The following is a 14,352-nucleotide window of genomic DNA, read 5'->3' on the forward strand; positions in this document are numbered from 1 at the left end:
CTACAACGAGGCCAGGAGCGCTGCGCCACCGGCGCTCTCACGAACAATAGCAATAACGCTGCAGGGGAGACGCGATGACGCCCATCATCGATGTCCGCAATATCCGCAAATCGTTCGGGGGCCTGACGGTCATCGACGACTGCTCGATTCAGGTCGCCAAGGGTTCGATCACCGGCATGATCGGCCCCAACGGCGCCGGTAAATCGACGCTGTTCAACATCATCGCCGGCAGCCTTGCGCCCGACAGCGGCGAAGTGCTGCTCAACGGCAAGGCGATTACCCACCTTTCCGCCAACCAGCGCTTCCACCAGGGGCTGCTGCGCACGTTCCAGATCGCCCACGAATTCAGCCACCTGACCTCGCTGGAAAACCTGATGATGGTGCCGCCCCGTCAGGAGGGCGAGAACCTGTTCAGTACCTGGCTGAAGCCCGGTGAAGTCCGCCGCCAGGAAGACGAGGTGCGTCGGCGGGCGCTCGAAGTGCTCGACTTCGTCGGCCTCTCTCACGTGCGCAACGAACTGGCCGGCAATCTCTCCGGCGGCCAGAAGAAGCTGCTCGAGCTCGGCCGCACCATGATGACCGACGCCCAGGTCGTGCTGCTCGACGAGATCGCCGCCGGCGTCAACCGCACGCTGCTCGGCGACCTGATGGGCAACATCGAACGGCTCAACCGCGAGCTGGGGTACACCTTCCTGGTCATCGAGCACGACATGGACATGATCGGGCGACTGTGCGACCCCGTCATCGTGCTCGCTCAGGGGCAGGTGATGATGGAAGGCTCGATCACCGAGATCCAGAACAACCCGGAAGTGATCGAAGCCTACTTCGGCGCCGAACCGGCCTAGGATTGCGAACCGGCCCTGGACGACGGGCTCGTGGGACATCAGCGACACAACAATCATAGAGCGACACATGCCACTACTCGAAGCAATCGACGTTCATGGCGGCTACGGCGGCATGAACATTCTCAATGGCGTCAACATGACGATCGAGTCCGATGAGATCGGCGTCATCGTCGGGCCCAACGGCGCCGGCAAATCGACCATGCTCAAGGCTGTCTTCGGCCTGCTGACGATCACCCAGGGCGAGATCCGCCTGCGCGGCGAACCCATCACCAATCTTTCGCCGCACAAGCTGGTCGAGATGGGGATGGGCTTCGTGCCGCAGGAGAAGAACATCTTCCCCAGTCTCTCCGTCGAGGAGAACCTGGAGATGGGCGCGTTTCTCAAACCCGCCACCGCCTCGCGTCTCAAGGCGCAGATCTACGAGTTCTTTCCCCCGCTGCTGGAAAAGCGCCGCCAACCGGCCGGCGAACTCTCCGGCGGTCAGCGGCAGATGGTCGCGATGGGGCGCGCGCTGATGAACGAACCCAGCGTGCTGCTGCTGGACGAACCTACTGCCGGGCTGTCGCCGCGCTACATGAACGAAATCTTCGATCGGGTGAAGACCATCAACGCCGCCGGCGTCGGGGTGCTGATGGTCGAACAGAACGCCAAGCAGGCGCTGCGGATCGCCCACAAGGGCTTCGTGCTCGCGGCCGGTCAGAATCGATTTACCGATACCGGCGAGGCGCTGCTCAACGACCCGCAGGTGGCCAAGAGCTTCCTCGGCGGCTGAGGCCACGTTCTGGAGCGCCCGAGGTTCGCGGCCGGCTCGAAGCTCGAAGCTCGAAGCTCGAAGCTCGAAGCTCGAAGCTCGAAGACATCAAGCCTAGCGTCAAACCGATTCCAACAGAGATTTCGTCGTGAATGAGCTGATCTACTTCTTCAACTACGTCGTGGTCGCCGGTAGCGTCACCGGCAGCATCTACGCCATCGGCGCCGTCGGCGTGACGCTGATCTACAGCATCCTGCGTTTCGCCCACTTCGCCCATGCCGACATGATGACCCTCGGCACCCTCATCGTCCTGCTGCTGACGATGGCCTTTCCCCATGCCGGCGATGCGCTGGGTCTGCCCACCGCCATCGTCATGCTGCCGATCGCCATGGCCGTCACCTCGCTGATCGCCGTCGGCATCGACCGCGCGTTCTACCAGCCGCTGCGCAGCCACGGCGTGAAGCCGATCGTGATGGTGATCGCCTCGCTGGGTGTCACCCTGATGCTGCAGGGCCTGATCCGGCTGTTCTCCGGCACCGGCGCGCAGAGCCTCTACGTCGACGCGCGCAAGGATATCTTCCGCATCGACCTGCCCGGCGTCACCCGGCCGATCATTCTCACCGAGCCGCAGATCATCCTGTTCATCGTCACCATCGTCGCCGTGGTCGGGCTGCATCTGTTCCTGACCCGGGCGCGACTGGGCAAGGCGATGCGGGCAATGTCCGATAACCCCGATCTGGCACGGGCCTCCGGCATCAACACCAAGCTGATCATCACCCTGACCTGGGTCATCGCCGGCTCGCTGGCCACGATTGCCGGCACCCTGCTGTCGCTGGACGTCGCCTTCAAGCCGGATCTCAGCTTCTTCCTGCTGCTGCCGATCTTCGCCGCCGCCATCGTCGGCGGTGTCGGCCATCCGTACGGCGCCATCGCCGGGGGCTTTCTGGTCGGCTTCGCCGAGACCCTGGCCGTGTTCAACTGGTCGGTCCTGCTCAGGCCGATACGCGATAGCCTGCCAACCTGGCTGGAACTGCCGAACAACCTGGCGCTGGTGGGTACCGAATATAAGATCGTCGTACCCTTCTTCATTCTGGTCGCGGTGCTGATCTGGCGACCGACCGGCATCTTCAAAGGGAAGGTGATCTGATGACAGCTTCTTCGCCACAACAGCCTTCACCACAACAGCCCGCACCCCAGCGCCCCGCCGGGCCGCCGACGCGCGCGCTCCCCGCTCGCGAGCTGCTGCTGTTCGGCGGGCTGGCCATCGTCGTTCTTGCCGTGTTCGCGACCATGGGGCCGGCCTACTCCACCCGCATGCTGGTGGAAGCATCCTGCTACGCCATCCTCGCGCTCGGCCTGACCATCCAGTGGGGCTACGCCGGCCAGTTCAACGCCGGGATCATGGGCTTCGTCGCCCTGGGCGGCTTCTCGGCCACCTTCTTCAGCATCCCGGTCAATCCCGAGTTTTGGGCCAGCGACCTGCCCGGACGCCTGGGCTGGGTGCTGCTGGCGATGGTGGCGGTCACGGCGATCGTCTTCGGCATCAGCCGCCTCGACCGCATCGGCGTTCCCAGGCTGCTGCGCACCATCCTCGCGGTCGTCGCGGGGCTCGTCGGCTATCTGATCATGATCAGCTGGCTACGCAGCGTCACCGGCGATATCGAATCCCAGGTGGAGTTCATCGGTGGCCTGGGCCTGCCGGTGTGGCTCGGCTGGATCATCGGTGGCGCGCTGGCCGGCGGTGTCGGCTACTTCATCGGTCACATCTGTCTCGGCCTGCGCAGCGACTATCTCGTCATCGCCACGCTGGGCATCGCCGAGATCATCAAGGCCTTCCTCAAGAACTCCGACTGGCTGACCCGTGGCACCGCGACCATCTCGCCGCTGCCCTGGCCGGTATCGGATCCCGGCGAAGTCGGCTTCCTGACCGCCCGCGCGCTTTATCTGTCGGTGACGGTGGTGATGATCGCGGTGATCTTCTTCCTGCTCCATCGCGCCTACCACGCGCCCTGGGGCCGCATGATCCGCGCCATCCGCGACAACGAAGTCTCCGCCGCCGCCATGGGCAAATCGATCAATCGCCGCCGCCAGGAGATCTTCGTCTTCGGCTGTATCCTGATGGGGATCGGCGGTGCGGCGCTGACCAGCTTCAACGGCCTGTTCGACCCGCAGGGCTACCTGCCGCTGAACCACACCTTCCTGGTGCTGGTGATGGTGATCCTCGGCGGCCCCGGCAACAATCTGGGAACGCTGTTCGGTGCCGTGCTGGTCTACGTGATCTGGATCATGTCGGGGCCGCTGGCACTGTCGCTGATGCACGCCGTCACCGCGCTGGGCGCCCACTGGTTCGACTGGCAGCCGGGCAACCTAGACAGCCGCGCCCTGCAGGCGAGAGTGTTCGTGATCGGCCTGCTGATCCTGCTGGTATTGCGCTTCGCGCCGCGCGGGCTGATACCTGAGAAGGTCAAGCATCACGACTGATCGCGACGCTCGAACAGCCAAACGCGAACCGCGACACCTGAACGCAAAAACCCCGAGCCTGAGCTCGGGGTTTTGCGTCTTGGGCGTTGTCTTTCTAGGCATTGTCTTCCTGGGCGTTGCCCTGGAGTCGACGAGGATTATTTTTCGACCGCCCCCTTGGTCACGAACTTGCCATCTTCCACGGCCATCTCGACCACGATGCCCGGCACGTCGCCGTTGTCATCGAACTCCTGGTTGCCGGAAGCGCCCTGATAGTCGATCTCCTTGCCTTCGGCGAGCAACTGCTTGGCCTTCTCCCACTCGCCCGGCAGGATCGTCTCGCCCGGCGCCGTGGCGACATCGCGCAGCGCCGCGGAAAGCCCTTCACGATCCGCGCTACCGTTCTTCTCGATGGCGAGCGCCAGCAGGAAGGCGGCATCGTAGGACTGCGCCGCGAACACCGCGCTCGGGTCGATACCGGCTTTCTCGGCCAGGCCGTTGAAGACCTCCGCCCCCGGCACATCCGGCGAGCCCGGACGTGTCGCGATCATGCCCTCGAGCACGTCGGCACCCACTGCGTCGACCAGCGCGTTGCCGACCATGCCATCGCCACCGGCGAACTGGGTAAACGCCCCGCTTTCATAGGCCTGGCGCAGGATCGTCTGGCCGGACGTGTCGGCGTAGGCCAGCACGACCAGCGTCTGCGAGCCGCCGGACGACAGCTGGCCGATTTCCGAACGGTAATCGGCGCGGTTGTCCTCATGCGCCAGGTTGGCGGAAATCGTGCCGCCTTCGGCTTCGAACGTCTTGGTGAAAGCGTCGTCGAGCCCTTGACCGTAGTCGTTGTTGACGAACGTCACCGCCACGTCCTCGATCCCCTTGGACAGCAGCAGCTTGGCCAGCTGCACGCCCTGGAACGCATCGGAAGGCACGGTACGGAAGACCAGATCGTTGTCGTCCAGATCCGTCACCGCCGGCGCCGTGGAAGCCGGCGACACCATTACCACCCCACCGGGAATCGCCGCATTGTTGGCCGCCGCGATCGTCGCACCGGTACACAGCGCCCCCACGATCGCGGTCACCTTCTCGCTGTTCACCAGACGGTCGGCCGCGTTGGAGGCCGCCGACGCATCCGAACAGGTCGTATCGCCGGAGGGCATGACCATATCCTCGCCATCCAGCAGGCCGCCTTGTTCGTTGATTTCGGCCACTGCCAGTTTGGCGCCATCGAAGATCGGCGGTGTCAGACTTTCGATACCCCCGGTAAAGCCGCCGAGAAACCCTACCTTGACGTCCGCCTGCGCGACACCGGCACATGCCGTGGTAGCGGCAATGGCGAGTGCGAGTACTGTCTTCTTCATCGCTGTTATCACTCTTTGTTGGATTGCGAAAGACGTTATTGGAAATTGAAAGACAACGTTCACTCTGCTGGCACGCCGGCCAAAAGACAAGCGATCGTAACCGTTCGTGTCTTCGCCTTTCGGCGTGCCGCATGGCATCCGGGATAGCACGAGGCATCCACCGGAATTGCTCGAGCGGACACTATACTGGCAGCAAATCAAGCGATTGGCAGCTACGCTGAATCAGCGTTTTCGTCAACGGTAAGGAGAAAGCCATGCACAAGCATATCGAATGGGATACCCCCGGCGGCGCCAGTGTCGACGCCCACTATGCCAAGGACGAACAGCACCGTGTCACCCCGCAGCCGGGCATGATGCTGACCGCGCGCTATCACGGCGCCACGGCGCGGGTTCAGGTCGAGGCCTACAAGGACGGCGTCAGCATCGGCAAGGTCGCCGCCCTGATCGACGATGACGGCAAGCGCCATGACAGCCACGGCGAACTCAACGTCGGCGACATGGTGAGACTCCCGGACGACAAGCGCGCCTTCCAGTCTCCCGAGGATGACGAGGACTGAGCCCGGATCGGGCAATCGATTCGGCGGCTTGTCCAGGATGACAAGCGCCCCGCCATCCCTGCACCAAGCACGACCGCCCGCCATCCGGCGAGCGGCACCAAGGGCCTCCAGGCCCATCGCCAAGCCGACAATCGGTATCGTCACGGAGGATGAAGAGATGCAGAAACAAGCCCGCGTGGAACCAGTGTTCGACAGTAGCGATCTGAAAGAAAAGATCACCGGCTGGGTGGTCATCGACGAAAGCCAGCCCGACAACGAGCGCGTCGTTTCCGAGCATGCGACTCAGGAAGAAGCGCTGCGCGCCGCCGAGCAGTTCGAGCAAGCCGAACACTGAGCCCTCCGGCAAGGCGCCACCCGATTCTGCCCGCGACCGGGCGTATCGGAACAACGCCGGCAGGCAGCCGGCGTTGCCAACCGGCGCCTTGCTCCCCCCCTCATGGGTGGGCTTTCTCTGGCGCTCCTGGGCCAGTCTTTCGAGCCGGTCTTTCGGGCCGCGCTTCCGAGCGGCTCTTCCGGATACCCCAGGCGAGCGGCTACGCCGACCCACCCGACCATTCACGCAGACGAGCTCGCGGCCCATGACCAAACCTTCGACGCCTATTTCTTCTTCACAGCGTCCTGCTTCGCAACTGCCCGTGGCACGCCGCGACTGGGCGCTGTTTCTCGATTTCGACGGCACCTTGGTGTCACTTGCCGCACACCCCGACGATGTCCGCGTCTCTCCGCACCTGAAGGCGATTCTCGGCGAACTCGACGAGGCCTTCGGCGGCGCCGTGGCCGTGGTCAGCGGGCGGCCGCTGGACCAGCTCGAGCGCCTGCTCGCACCGGTTTCCCTGCCGATGGCGGGCATTCACGGGCTGGAATGGCGCGACCGCGACGGCACGCGCCACACGGCGATCGACCAGCCTGCCCAACTGGCCGCCTGCCGTGATGCCCTGGCAACCTTCGTCGAGGCCCATCCCGGCTTGCACTACGAGGACAAGGGCGTCTCGCTGACCCTGCACTACCGCAGCGTTCCGGAACTCGCCGAGGCGTGTCGCGAGTTCTTCGAGGCCCAGCATCGGGCGCTTGGCGACACCTTCGAGCTGATCGACGGCAAGTGCGTCCTCGAGTTGCGTCCCGGCGGCTATCATAAAGGGACCGCCGTTGCCCGCCTGCTCGACGAAACCTCGGCCTTCCGGAGCCGCACGCCGGTTTTCATCGGCGACGACGTCACCGACGAGGACGCCTTTCGTATCGTCAACGCTCGCGGCGGCCATTCCATACGTGTCGGCCATCAGGATGAGACGGCCGCAAACTACTCCCTTGAATCAGTACAGGAGGTACTGACATGGTTGGAGAGTATGACAACGCGGGATCTTTGACCCCGCTCCGCCATGCGGAACACACCCTGGAGCTCGGCCTGATCGGCAACTGTCAGATCGGCGCGCTCATCGACGCCCAGGCGCGCATCGTCTGGTGCTGTCTGCCCCGCTTCGACGGCGACCCGTTCTTCTCGCACCTGATGGACACCCAGGATCGCGGCTATTTCAGCATCGAGCTGCAGGATCTGGTCGGCGCCAGGCAGTACTATCAGCGCAATACCGCAATTCTCTGCACCGAACTCACCGACAAGTACGGCGGACGCATTCGCATCAGCGACTTCTGCCCGCGCTTCAACCAATTCGGGCGGGCTTTTCGTCCGGTCGCGCTGGTCCGTCGTGTCGAGCCCCTGGCGGGCACGCCGGTGATCCGCGTCAAACTGCGCCCGACCAGCGAATACGGCACCCAGACGCCGGATACCACGCAAGGCAGTCACCATATTCGCTATATCGGTCGCAATCGGATCACGCGTCTGACCACCGACGCCTCGATCACCTACGTCCAGCAGGAATCGCCGATCGTGCTCGACGGCGAACTCAACTTCCTGCTCGGCCCCGACGAAAGCGTCACCGAATCGGTCACGACGCTGTGCCAGCGCTTTCATAGCGAGACCGCCACCTACTGGCACGAATGGGTTCGCGGACTGTCGATTCCCTTCGACTGGCAGCATGCGGTCATTCGCGCGGCGATGACCCTCAAGCTGAGCACCTTCGAGGATACCGGCGCGGTGATCGCGGCGATGACCACCTCGGTACCCGAAGCCGCCGACAGCCAGCGCAACTGGGACTACCGCTACTGCTGGCTGCGCGACGCCTACTTCGTGGTCCATGCGCTCAACCGGCTGGGCACCACGGCCACCATGGAGAATTATCTCAACTACATTCTCAACCTGGTCGTCGGCGCCGCCGAGAGCGAGTTGCAACCGCTCTACGGCATCGGCGGCGAGACCCGGCTCGAAGAATTCGACATGCCCGGACTGACCGGCTATCGCGGCATGGGGCCGGTACGCACCGGCAACGCCGCGTACAGCCAGATCCAGCACGATGTCTATGGTGCCGTCGTGCTGGCGGCCAACCAGGCCTTCTTCGACGAGCGCCTGACCCGCCCCGGCGACGAGGCGCTGTTTCGCCGCCTCACGGTACTCGGCGAGCAGGCCGCGCGATTGTTCGACAAGCCCGATGCCGGCATCTGGGAATATCGCGGTCGCGCCCGCGTGCACACCTACTCCTCGATCATGTGCTGGGCGGCCTGCGACCGGCTGGCGCGCATCGCCGGCCAGCTCGAGCTGCCCGAGGATTCGATTCACTGGCGCCAGCAGGCCGAGCGCATGCACGCGATCATCTGCCGCGAGGCGTGGAGCGAATCCCGCCAGGCCTTCACCGAAAGCTTCGGCGGCGAGACCATGGACGCCAGCCTGCTGCTGATGCATGAACTCGGCTTCCTCGAAGCCGACGACCCGCGTTTCGTCTCCACGGTCTGCGCCATCGAGGCCGAACTGCGCCGCGGCGACCACCTGTTCCGCTACGCCGCCGACGACGATTTCGGCCCACCCGAGAACGCCTTCAACATCTGCACCTTCTGGTTCATCGACGCGCTCTGCGCGATCGGCCGCAAGGACGAAGCCCGGCGCCTGTTCGACAACATGCTCGAATGCCGCAATCCCCTCGGACTGCTCTCCGAGGATCTGGACACCGCCAACCGCGAACTGTGGGGCAACTTCCCGCAGACCTACAGCATGGTCGGGTTGATCAACTCGGCAACACATCTCAGTCGTAACTGGGAGGAGGCCGTATGACACGTCTCGTCGTCATTTCCAATCGCGTATCCATCCCGGAACCCGACAAGTCCCAGGCCGGCGGCCTGGCGGTGGCGATCACCGGCGCCCTCGACGAATACGGCGGGTTGTGGTTCGGCTGGGACGGCGAGGTCAGCGAAACGGCCATCACCGAGCCCACCACCGTGAAGCGCGACAACATCACCTACGCCACCCTGCCGCTATCCCGGGAAGACTATGAAGACTATTACCTGGGCTTCTCCAACGAAGTCCTCTGGCCGGTCTTCCACTTCAACCTTGGCGCCATGGACTTCCGGCTGGAGTACGCCAAGGCCTATCAGCGGGTCAACGACCGCTTCGCCCACGCCCTGAGCAACCTGCTCGAAGGCGGCGAACTGATCTGGGTACACGACTATCACCTGCTGCCGCTGGGCAAGGCGCTGCGCAAGGAAGGCGTCAAAGACCCGATGGGCTTCTACCTGCACATCCCCTTCCCCAGCTACGACCTGCTGCGCGCGATGCCCGGCTACCGCGAACTGCTCGACGACCTGCTCCACTACGACCTGCTCGGCTTCCAGACCAATAACGACCTGCACGCTTTCCGTCAGGCCGCGATCGAAACCTTCGGCGCCGTGATCTCCGGCGACACCATCGAGTGCAACGGCCAGAAGATTCGGACCGGCGTCTACCCGGTGGGCATCGATGTCGACGAGCTAACCGCCGAAGCCGAGCACTCCCGCGACAACGAACAGGCGCGTCAGCTCAAGGCGGATCTCGGCGAGCGCGATTTGATCATCGGCGCCGACCGGCTCGATTACTCCAAGGGCCTGGTGCAGCGCTTCAACGCCATCGAAGCGCTGCTCACCGACTTCGAGCATCGCCGCCAGAAGACCATATTCATGCAGATCGCCAGCCCCTCGCGCAGCGCGATCCCCGAGTATGACGAGCTGCGCCGCCAGCTCGAGGAGATGGCCGGGCACATCAACGGCACCTACGCCGATCTCGACTGGATGCCGGTGCACTATCTCAACCAGACCTTCCCCCGCGATGCGCTGATCGGCCTGTTCCGTTCAGCCCGGGTCGGCCTCGTGACCCCGCTGCGCGATGGCATGAATCTGGTCTGCAAGGAGTTCGTCGCCGCCCAGGACCCCGAAGACCCCGGCGTGCTGGTACTCAGCGAGCTGGCCGGCGCCGCCAACGAGCTGAGCCGCGCGCTACTGGTCAACCCCTACGACGTGCACGCCATCGCCAGCGCCATCGAACAGGCCCTGAACATGCCGCTCGAGGAACGCCAGGAACGCTACCAGCAGATGATCGGCGTGCTCAGGCGCAACAGCCTGCTCGAATGGCGCCGGCGCTTCATCGAACACCTGAGCCAGCAGAACACGGATGCCACCTGAGCGGGAATCACAGCCCTGCCAGAATGGCGAAGGCCAGGCACAAAAAAGCCCCGGACCAGGGGAGGGTCCGGGGAAGTTGGAGGTGCGGGGGAAATCGAGGGAGACGCTGCTCGGCGCCCGCCTCCCGGGCGCCAACCGTTGATACGGCGCGATCAATCGAGGCTGGCGAACGTCACTTCGACATTGCCCTGGCCGGCATCGGCGCCACCGTTCACGTTCTGCAGCGCCTGAGCGGCGGCCACGCTCTGACCCTGGCCGACGAGCCCGACGTTGCCGCCGGCGATATCGGTTGCCCGCTGCGTGATCGCCGCGGCATAGGCCAGTGAATGATCGGCTGCAGTGCTATGACCACCGCTGACGGTATCGATGCGATAGTCGGACGGCAGCAACTGATATTCGGAAGTTGCCTGGGTATTCAGCGCTTCATGCTGCTGAGCGAATGCCCGTTGCTCCATGACGCTGTTGGCCTGAGCGGCGGCAGGCAGTGCAACGACCAGTGCGATAGCGGCGAGGATGCGAGTTTTCATGATGACACTCCAATATCTGCGTTTGCGTGGCAGGCCCCTTGGCCCAACCGATGACGAGATTATGGAGGCCAACTCATTAGGTGGCTAATCAGTTGATGCAAAGTCGAGTATCAGTGGGATTGATGGACACAACTGGCGACCGCCACCATGCATCCTGCCACGCTATCGAGCTGCCTATACGGCAGCAAACCACTTCTAAGGCTATCGCCCTACCCAGCGGCTTTCTGAGCTGCCTGGGCGGCAGCGAACTGGCCGGCGCCCACCGTCCATGGCTCGCTGCTGTTTCTGAGCTGCCTGGGCGGCAGCGAACTCGTGCCCATCGGCCAGGATCGTCACGCTGCCTTTCTGAGCTGCCTGGGCGGCAGCGAACTGCGCCGCCAGCTCTGCCACACCGCGATTCATTTTCTGAGCTGCCTGGGCGGCAGCGAACGCTGATTGATGACCTGGTGTCGAGTCTGTTCGTTTCTGAGCTGCCTGGGCGGCAGCGAACGCGACCTCGCGCGCGGCGAGGTCATCACTATCTTTCTGAGCTGCCTGGGCGGCAGCGAACCTGGAGGGGAGCATGACGATGGCCATGATCAATTTCTGAGCTGCCTGGGCGGCAGCGAACAGCGAAGACGAGGGCATGCGATTGGGGTTGCTTTTCTGAGCTGCCTGGGCGGCAGCGAACGCTACCACTTTCATTAAACGGGAAAAGATCGCTTTCTGAGCTGCCTGGGCGGCAGCGAACATGACGGCGACACGTTCCGCGCCAACGTCCAATTTCTGAGCTGCCTGGGCGGCAGCGAACCTGCTTTGCGGGACTTCCGCGAAGCGTCGATGATTTCTGAGCTGCCTGGGCGGCAGCGAACAATCTCGCGGTGGATCTCGAGCGCGGCCAGCATTTCTGAGCTGCCTGGGCGGCAGCGAACACTGAGTCGTTGGCGTCGGCGTCGCAAAGAATTTTCTGAGCTGCCTGGGCGGCAGCGAACGGTCCGACCGACTGGAACGACTACGCGCAGCTTTTCTGAGCTGCCTGGGCGGCAGCGAACTAAGCCTGACGCATGGCGTCGATCCGCGTCTCTTTCTGAGCTGCCTGGGCGGCAGCGAACTCGACCGACCGCGAGATCGCCGGCGGCGGGCTTTTCTGAGCTGCCTGGGCGGCAGCGAACCCATGTCGTCGTCCTCGTCTTTGTCAGCGTCGTTTCTGAGCTGCCTGGGCGGCAGCGAACGCCTTCATGGAGCAGGAGGTGCGCGTTATCGATTTCTGAGCTGCCTGGGCGGCAGCGAACATCGACAATGACGCCTTTCTTGATGCCGAGCATTTCTGAGCTGCCTGGGCGGCAGCGAACACATCGCTGTTCCCGAGGGCATCCTGCAGCCGTTTCTGAGCTGCCCAGCCATTCGCCCAGGTCACCACTTCAATGAGGCCGCTGCAGCTTACGGCAAGCTCCGTCTTGATCCGTGTCAATGGACAAGGTTCGAATCTGCGCTAGGTTAAGATATACATCACTCTGCAGGAGCCCTGCCGCATGGCCAGGCACACGTCATTTCCTAAGCAATCCTCGCGGTCTGCCACCGCCTGGCATCGCTTTGGTCTGGTCATCCTGCTGGGCATGGTGCTACTGCTCTCTAGCGCCGCCACAATGGCAGATGACCCCTCCTCGGCAGATGCTCCCTCCTCTACTGAGTCTGGCCAGGTTGGCGTTGAGCCTCACGCAGATACGCACTCGAACGCCGAACGCATCCACACGGCCCCCCCCTCGGCCGCACTGCCACCATGGCCATGGCACTCGCCAGGCCGGCAGCGCCCTGTTACGCCTGGAGCGCCAGGACTTGGAGCTCGAGCCCCTTCCCTTGAGCATGACGGCCCCGGCCATAGCGCCCCGGGTTGTCACCGCCAGCGGCTCGCCAAGTGCCCCTCCCTCACCCTCCTCGGTTCCTGTCTACCTTTTGACCCAACGCTACAGAGTCTAAGTCGACCTCGTATCTCCATCTCGCGCTTCCAGCCGTGGCCGCGTGGGAGAAAACCCGTGCCCGCCCCACATTGATCCAGGCAACTGCCGGAGTGGCCGCTGTGTGTGCAGAGACTCTTCCCACCATGAGAAGTGCATGCACATTCGCAACCACACCCGAGTGCTCGGTATCGGGTACGGCTTAGCGGACGTCACGAGGAAGACTTTATGGACGCACTGTTTTACTTCCTGCTTTGGGCAGCAATCCTCTTCTTGATGATGCGGTTCGGCTGTGGCGCCCACGTCATGGGGCACAGCCATGGCAGGACCAAACACGACAACGATAGCCCAGGGAATCAACGTGCAACTGAAGGGCTGGAGTGGATTCCGCCAGCCGAGGACGTCGACCCCGTCTGCGGCAAGACCGTCAGAACGAAAGGGGCCAAGCCAAGCGTCCACGATGGCCACGTCTTTTACTTCTGCTCTCGTGACTGCCGGGAGCGCTTCGAGGCCGCGCCCGAACAGTATCTCGTCCCTGGTGCAACGGCCTCGCCCCTCCAACCGGAGAACAAAGATGCCTGATGCCAATGCTCCGTTGACAGCCAAGCCCCGTTCAGGAACTCGCTTGCCGGTTCAGGCAACGCCGCGGATTCCCATGATCGCACTCGGGATGAGCCTGGGGCTGTTCCTGGCCGTAACCTTCATCCTTTGCGTCGGCTTCGATCTGCTGTTTCCCGACCAGGCGATGTATAAGAGCTGGCTGCGCTTGTTGCCAGGCTTCACTTGGCTCAGCTGGTCAAGCTTCTTCCTGGGGCTGGTCGAAAGTTTCGGCTACGGCTGGTACATCGCCCTGGTCTTCGGCCCGCTATACAACTTCTTTGTCACACGCCTCAACCGACACAGCGGAGCGTAGGCCATGAACGAATCCATCACTCAATACCGAAGGCCTCAACGCATGCGTGCGGCGTTGATTCCATTCCACTGAAGAGGTCGGAAACTGTCCGGGATCAAGAGCCGCCTACTTTCATCTACCTTCTCTTGACCCTTGGGTTACCCGCAGGCTTTAGCCTGACGTCAGGGCAAAGTAAGTAACAAGAAAAGGAGATCCGACCATGTGGGGCGACATGATGGCGTATATGGGGAGTTACGGCTGGGGGCATATGCTCTTCGGCGGGCTCATGATGGTGTTGTTCTGGGGCATCGTCATTGCCTTGGCCGTTCTCCTGGTGCGTGGCCTGACCCGAGGCCGGGGCGAGCCATTTTCTCAACGGCGGCCAACGGCCCTGGACCTTCTTCAAGAACGCTACGCCCGGGGAGAAATCGACCGCGAGGAGTACGAGCAACGCAAGCGCGATCTTCTGCTTTGATCGCACCTCCTGAT

The 14,352-nt window shown here is 63.4% G+C and carries 14 protein-coding genes and 1 CRISPR repeat array; of the genes, 12 read left to right on the forward strand and 2 right to left on the reverse strand.

Going from position 1 to position 14,352, the window contains the following annotated elements; genetic code table 11:
* Nucleotides 1-74: 74 nt before the first annotated feature.
* The 4 genes from ACWHY3_RS16375 (at nt 75) to ACWHY3_RS16390 (ending at nt 4,077) form a co-directional block, all read left to right on the forward strand.
* Nucleotides 75-845, forward strand: a complete 771-nt coding sequence (locus tag ACWHY3_RS16375) for an ABC transporter ATP-binding protein (protein WP_303856477.1) — start codon at nt 75-77, stop codon at nt 843-845.
* Between the two features lie 67 nt (nt 846-912).
* The gene (locus ACWHY3_RS16380; protein WP_322528123.1) at nt 913-1,617 is read left to right on the forward strand and encodes an ABC transporter ATP-binding protein; all 705 of its coding nucleotides are present in this window, start codon (nt 913-915) and stop codon (nt 1,615-1,617) included.
* A gap of 127 nt (nt 1,618-1,744) precedes the next feature.
* A complete protein-coding gene (locus ACWHY3_RS16385) occupies nt 1,745-2,743 on the forward strand; it encodes a branched-chain amino acid ABC transporter permease (RefSeq protein WP_448127004.1) in 999 nt (332 codons plus the stop codon).
* On the forward strand, nt 2,743-4,077 hold the full coding sequence (locus ACWHY3_RS16390) for a branched-chain amino acid ABC transporter permease (RefSeq protein ID WP_448127005.1): 1,335 nt from the start codon (nt 2,743-2,745) through the stop codon (nt 4,075-4,077). Before ACWHY3_RS16385 ends, ACWHY3_RS16390 begins: the two co-directional genes overlap by 1 nt.
* Before the next feature lie 137 nt (nt 4,078-4,214).
* Here ACWHY3_RS16390 and ACWHY3_RS16395 read toward each other — a convergent pair whose 3' ends face one another.
* Nucleotides 4,215-5,417, reverse strand: coding sequence for an ABC transporter substrate-binding protein (locus ACWHY3_RS16395; RefSeq protein WP_448127006.1), 1,203 nt, complete (start codon nt 5,415-5,417; stop codon nt 4,215-4,217).
* 254 nt (nt 5,418-5,671) lie between these two features.
* Here ACWHY3_RS16395 and ACWHY3_RS16400 point away from each other — a divergent pair, with 254 nt between their 5' ends.
* The 5 genes from ACWHY3_RS16400 (at nt 5,672) to ACWHY3_RS16420 (ending at nt 10,510) form a co-directional block, all read left to right on the forward strand.
* Complete coding sequence (locus ACWHY3_RS16400; protein ID WP_110634167.1) at nt 5,672-5,974, forward strand: hypothetical protein; 303 nt, start codon at nt 5,672-5,674, stop codon at nt 5,972-5,974.
* Between the two features lie 157 nt (nt 5,975-6,131).
* Nucleotides 6,132-6,308, forward strand: coding sequence for a hypothetical protein (locus tag ACWHY3_RS16405; RefSeq protein WP_448127007.1), 177 nt, complete (start codon nt 6,132-6,134; stop codon nt 6,306-6,308).
* Nucleotides 6,309-6,552: 244 nt separating this feature from the next.
* Nucleotides 6,553-7,338 (forward strand): trehalose-phosphatase, encoded by a 786-nt coding sequence (gene otsB, locus ACWHY3_RS16410; RefSeq protein ID WP_448127008.1) that lies wholly within the window; start codon nt 6,553-6,555, stop codon nt 7,336-7,338.
* Complete coding sequence (locus tag ACWHY3_RS16415; protein ID WP_448127009.1) at nt 7,305-9,131, forward strand: glycoside hydrolase family 15 protein; 1,827 nt, start codon at nt 7,305-7,307, stop codon at nt 9,129-9,131. Before otsB ends, ACWHY3_RS16415 begins: the two co-directional genes overlap by 34 nt.
* Complete coding sequence (locus ACWHY3_RS16420) at nt 9,128-10,510, forward strand: alpha,alpha-trehalose-phosphate synthase (UDP-forming) (RefSeq protein WP_448127010.1); 1,383 nt, start codon at nt 9,128-9,130, stop codon at nt 10,508-10,510. Before ACWHY3_RS16415 ends, ACWHY3_RS16420 begins: the two co-directional genes overlap by 4 nt.
* Before the next feature lie 152 nt (nt 10,511-10,662).
* On the opposite strand, the gene ACWHY3_RS16425 is transcribed toward ACWHY3_RS16420, so the two are convergent.
* Complete coding sequence (locus tag ACWHY3_RS16425) at nt 10,663-11,037, reverse strand: hypothetical protein (protein WP_448127011.1); 375 nt, start codon at nt 11,035-11,037, stop codon at nt 10,663-10,665.
* 221 nt (nt 11,038-11,258) lie between these two features.
* Nucleotides 11,259-12,368: a CRISPR direct-repeat array (repeat unit 28 nt; unit sequence TTTCTGAGCTGCCTGGGCGGCAGCGAAC).
* An 831-nt stretch (nt 12,369-13,199) separates the two neighbouring features.
* Here ACWHY3_RS16425 and ACWHY3_RS16430 point away from each other — a divergent pair.
* From ACWHY3_RS16430 to ACWHY3_RS16440, 3 genes are all read left to right on the forward strand, one after another.
* Nucleotides 13,200-13,553 carry a YHS domain-containing protein gene (locus tag ACWHY3_RS16430; RefSeq protein ID WP_052384923.1) on the forward strand — a complete coding sequence of 118 codons (354 nt, stop codon included), beginning with the start codon at nt 13,200-13,202 and terminating at the stop codon, nt 13,551-13,553.
* Nucleotides 13,546-13,884 (forward strand): DUF5676 family membrane protein, encoded by a 339-nt coding sequence (locus tag ACWHY3_RS16435; RefSeq protein WP_225347873.1) that lies wholly within the window; start codon nt 13,546-13,548, stop codon nt 13,882-13,884. The genes ACWHY3_RS16430 and ACWHY3_RS16435 overlap by 8 nt, the downstream gene beginning before the upstream one ends.
* 199 nt (nt 13,885-14,083) lie before the next feature.
* The gene (locus ACWHY3_RS16440; RefSeq protein ID WP_043337204.1) at nt 14,084-14,338 is read left to right on the forward strand and encodes an SHOCT domain-containing protein; all 255 of its coding nucleotides are present in this window, start codon (nt 14,084-14,086) and stop codon (nt 14,336-14,338) included.
* Nucleotides 14,339-14,352 lie beyond the last annotated feature (14 nt).

The sequence above is a fragment of the Salinicola sp. NYA28a genome, assembly GCF_976982775.1.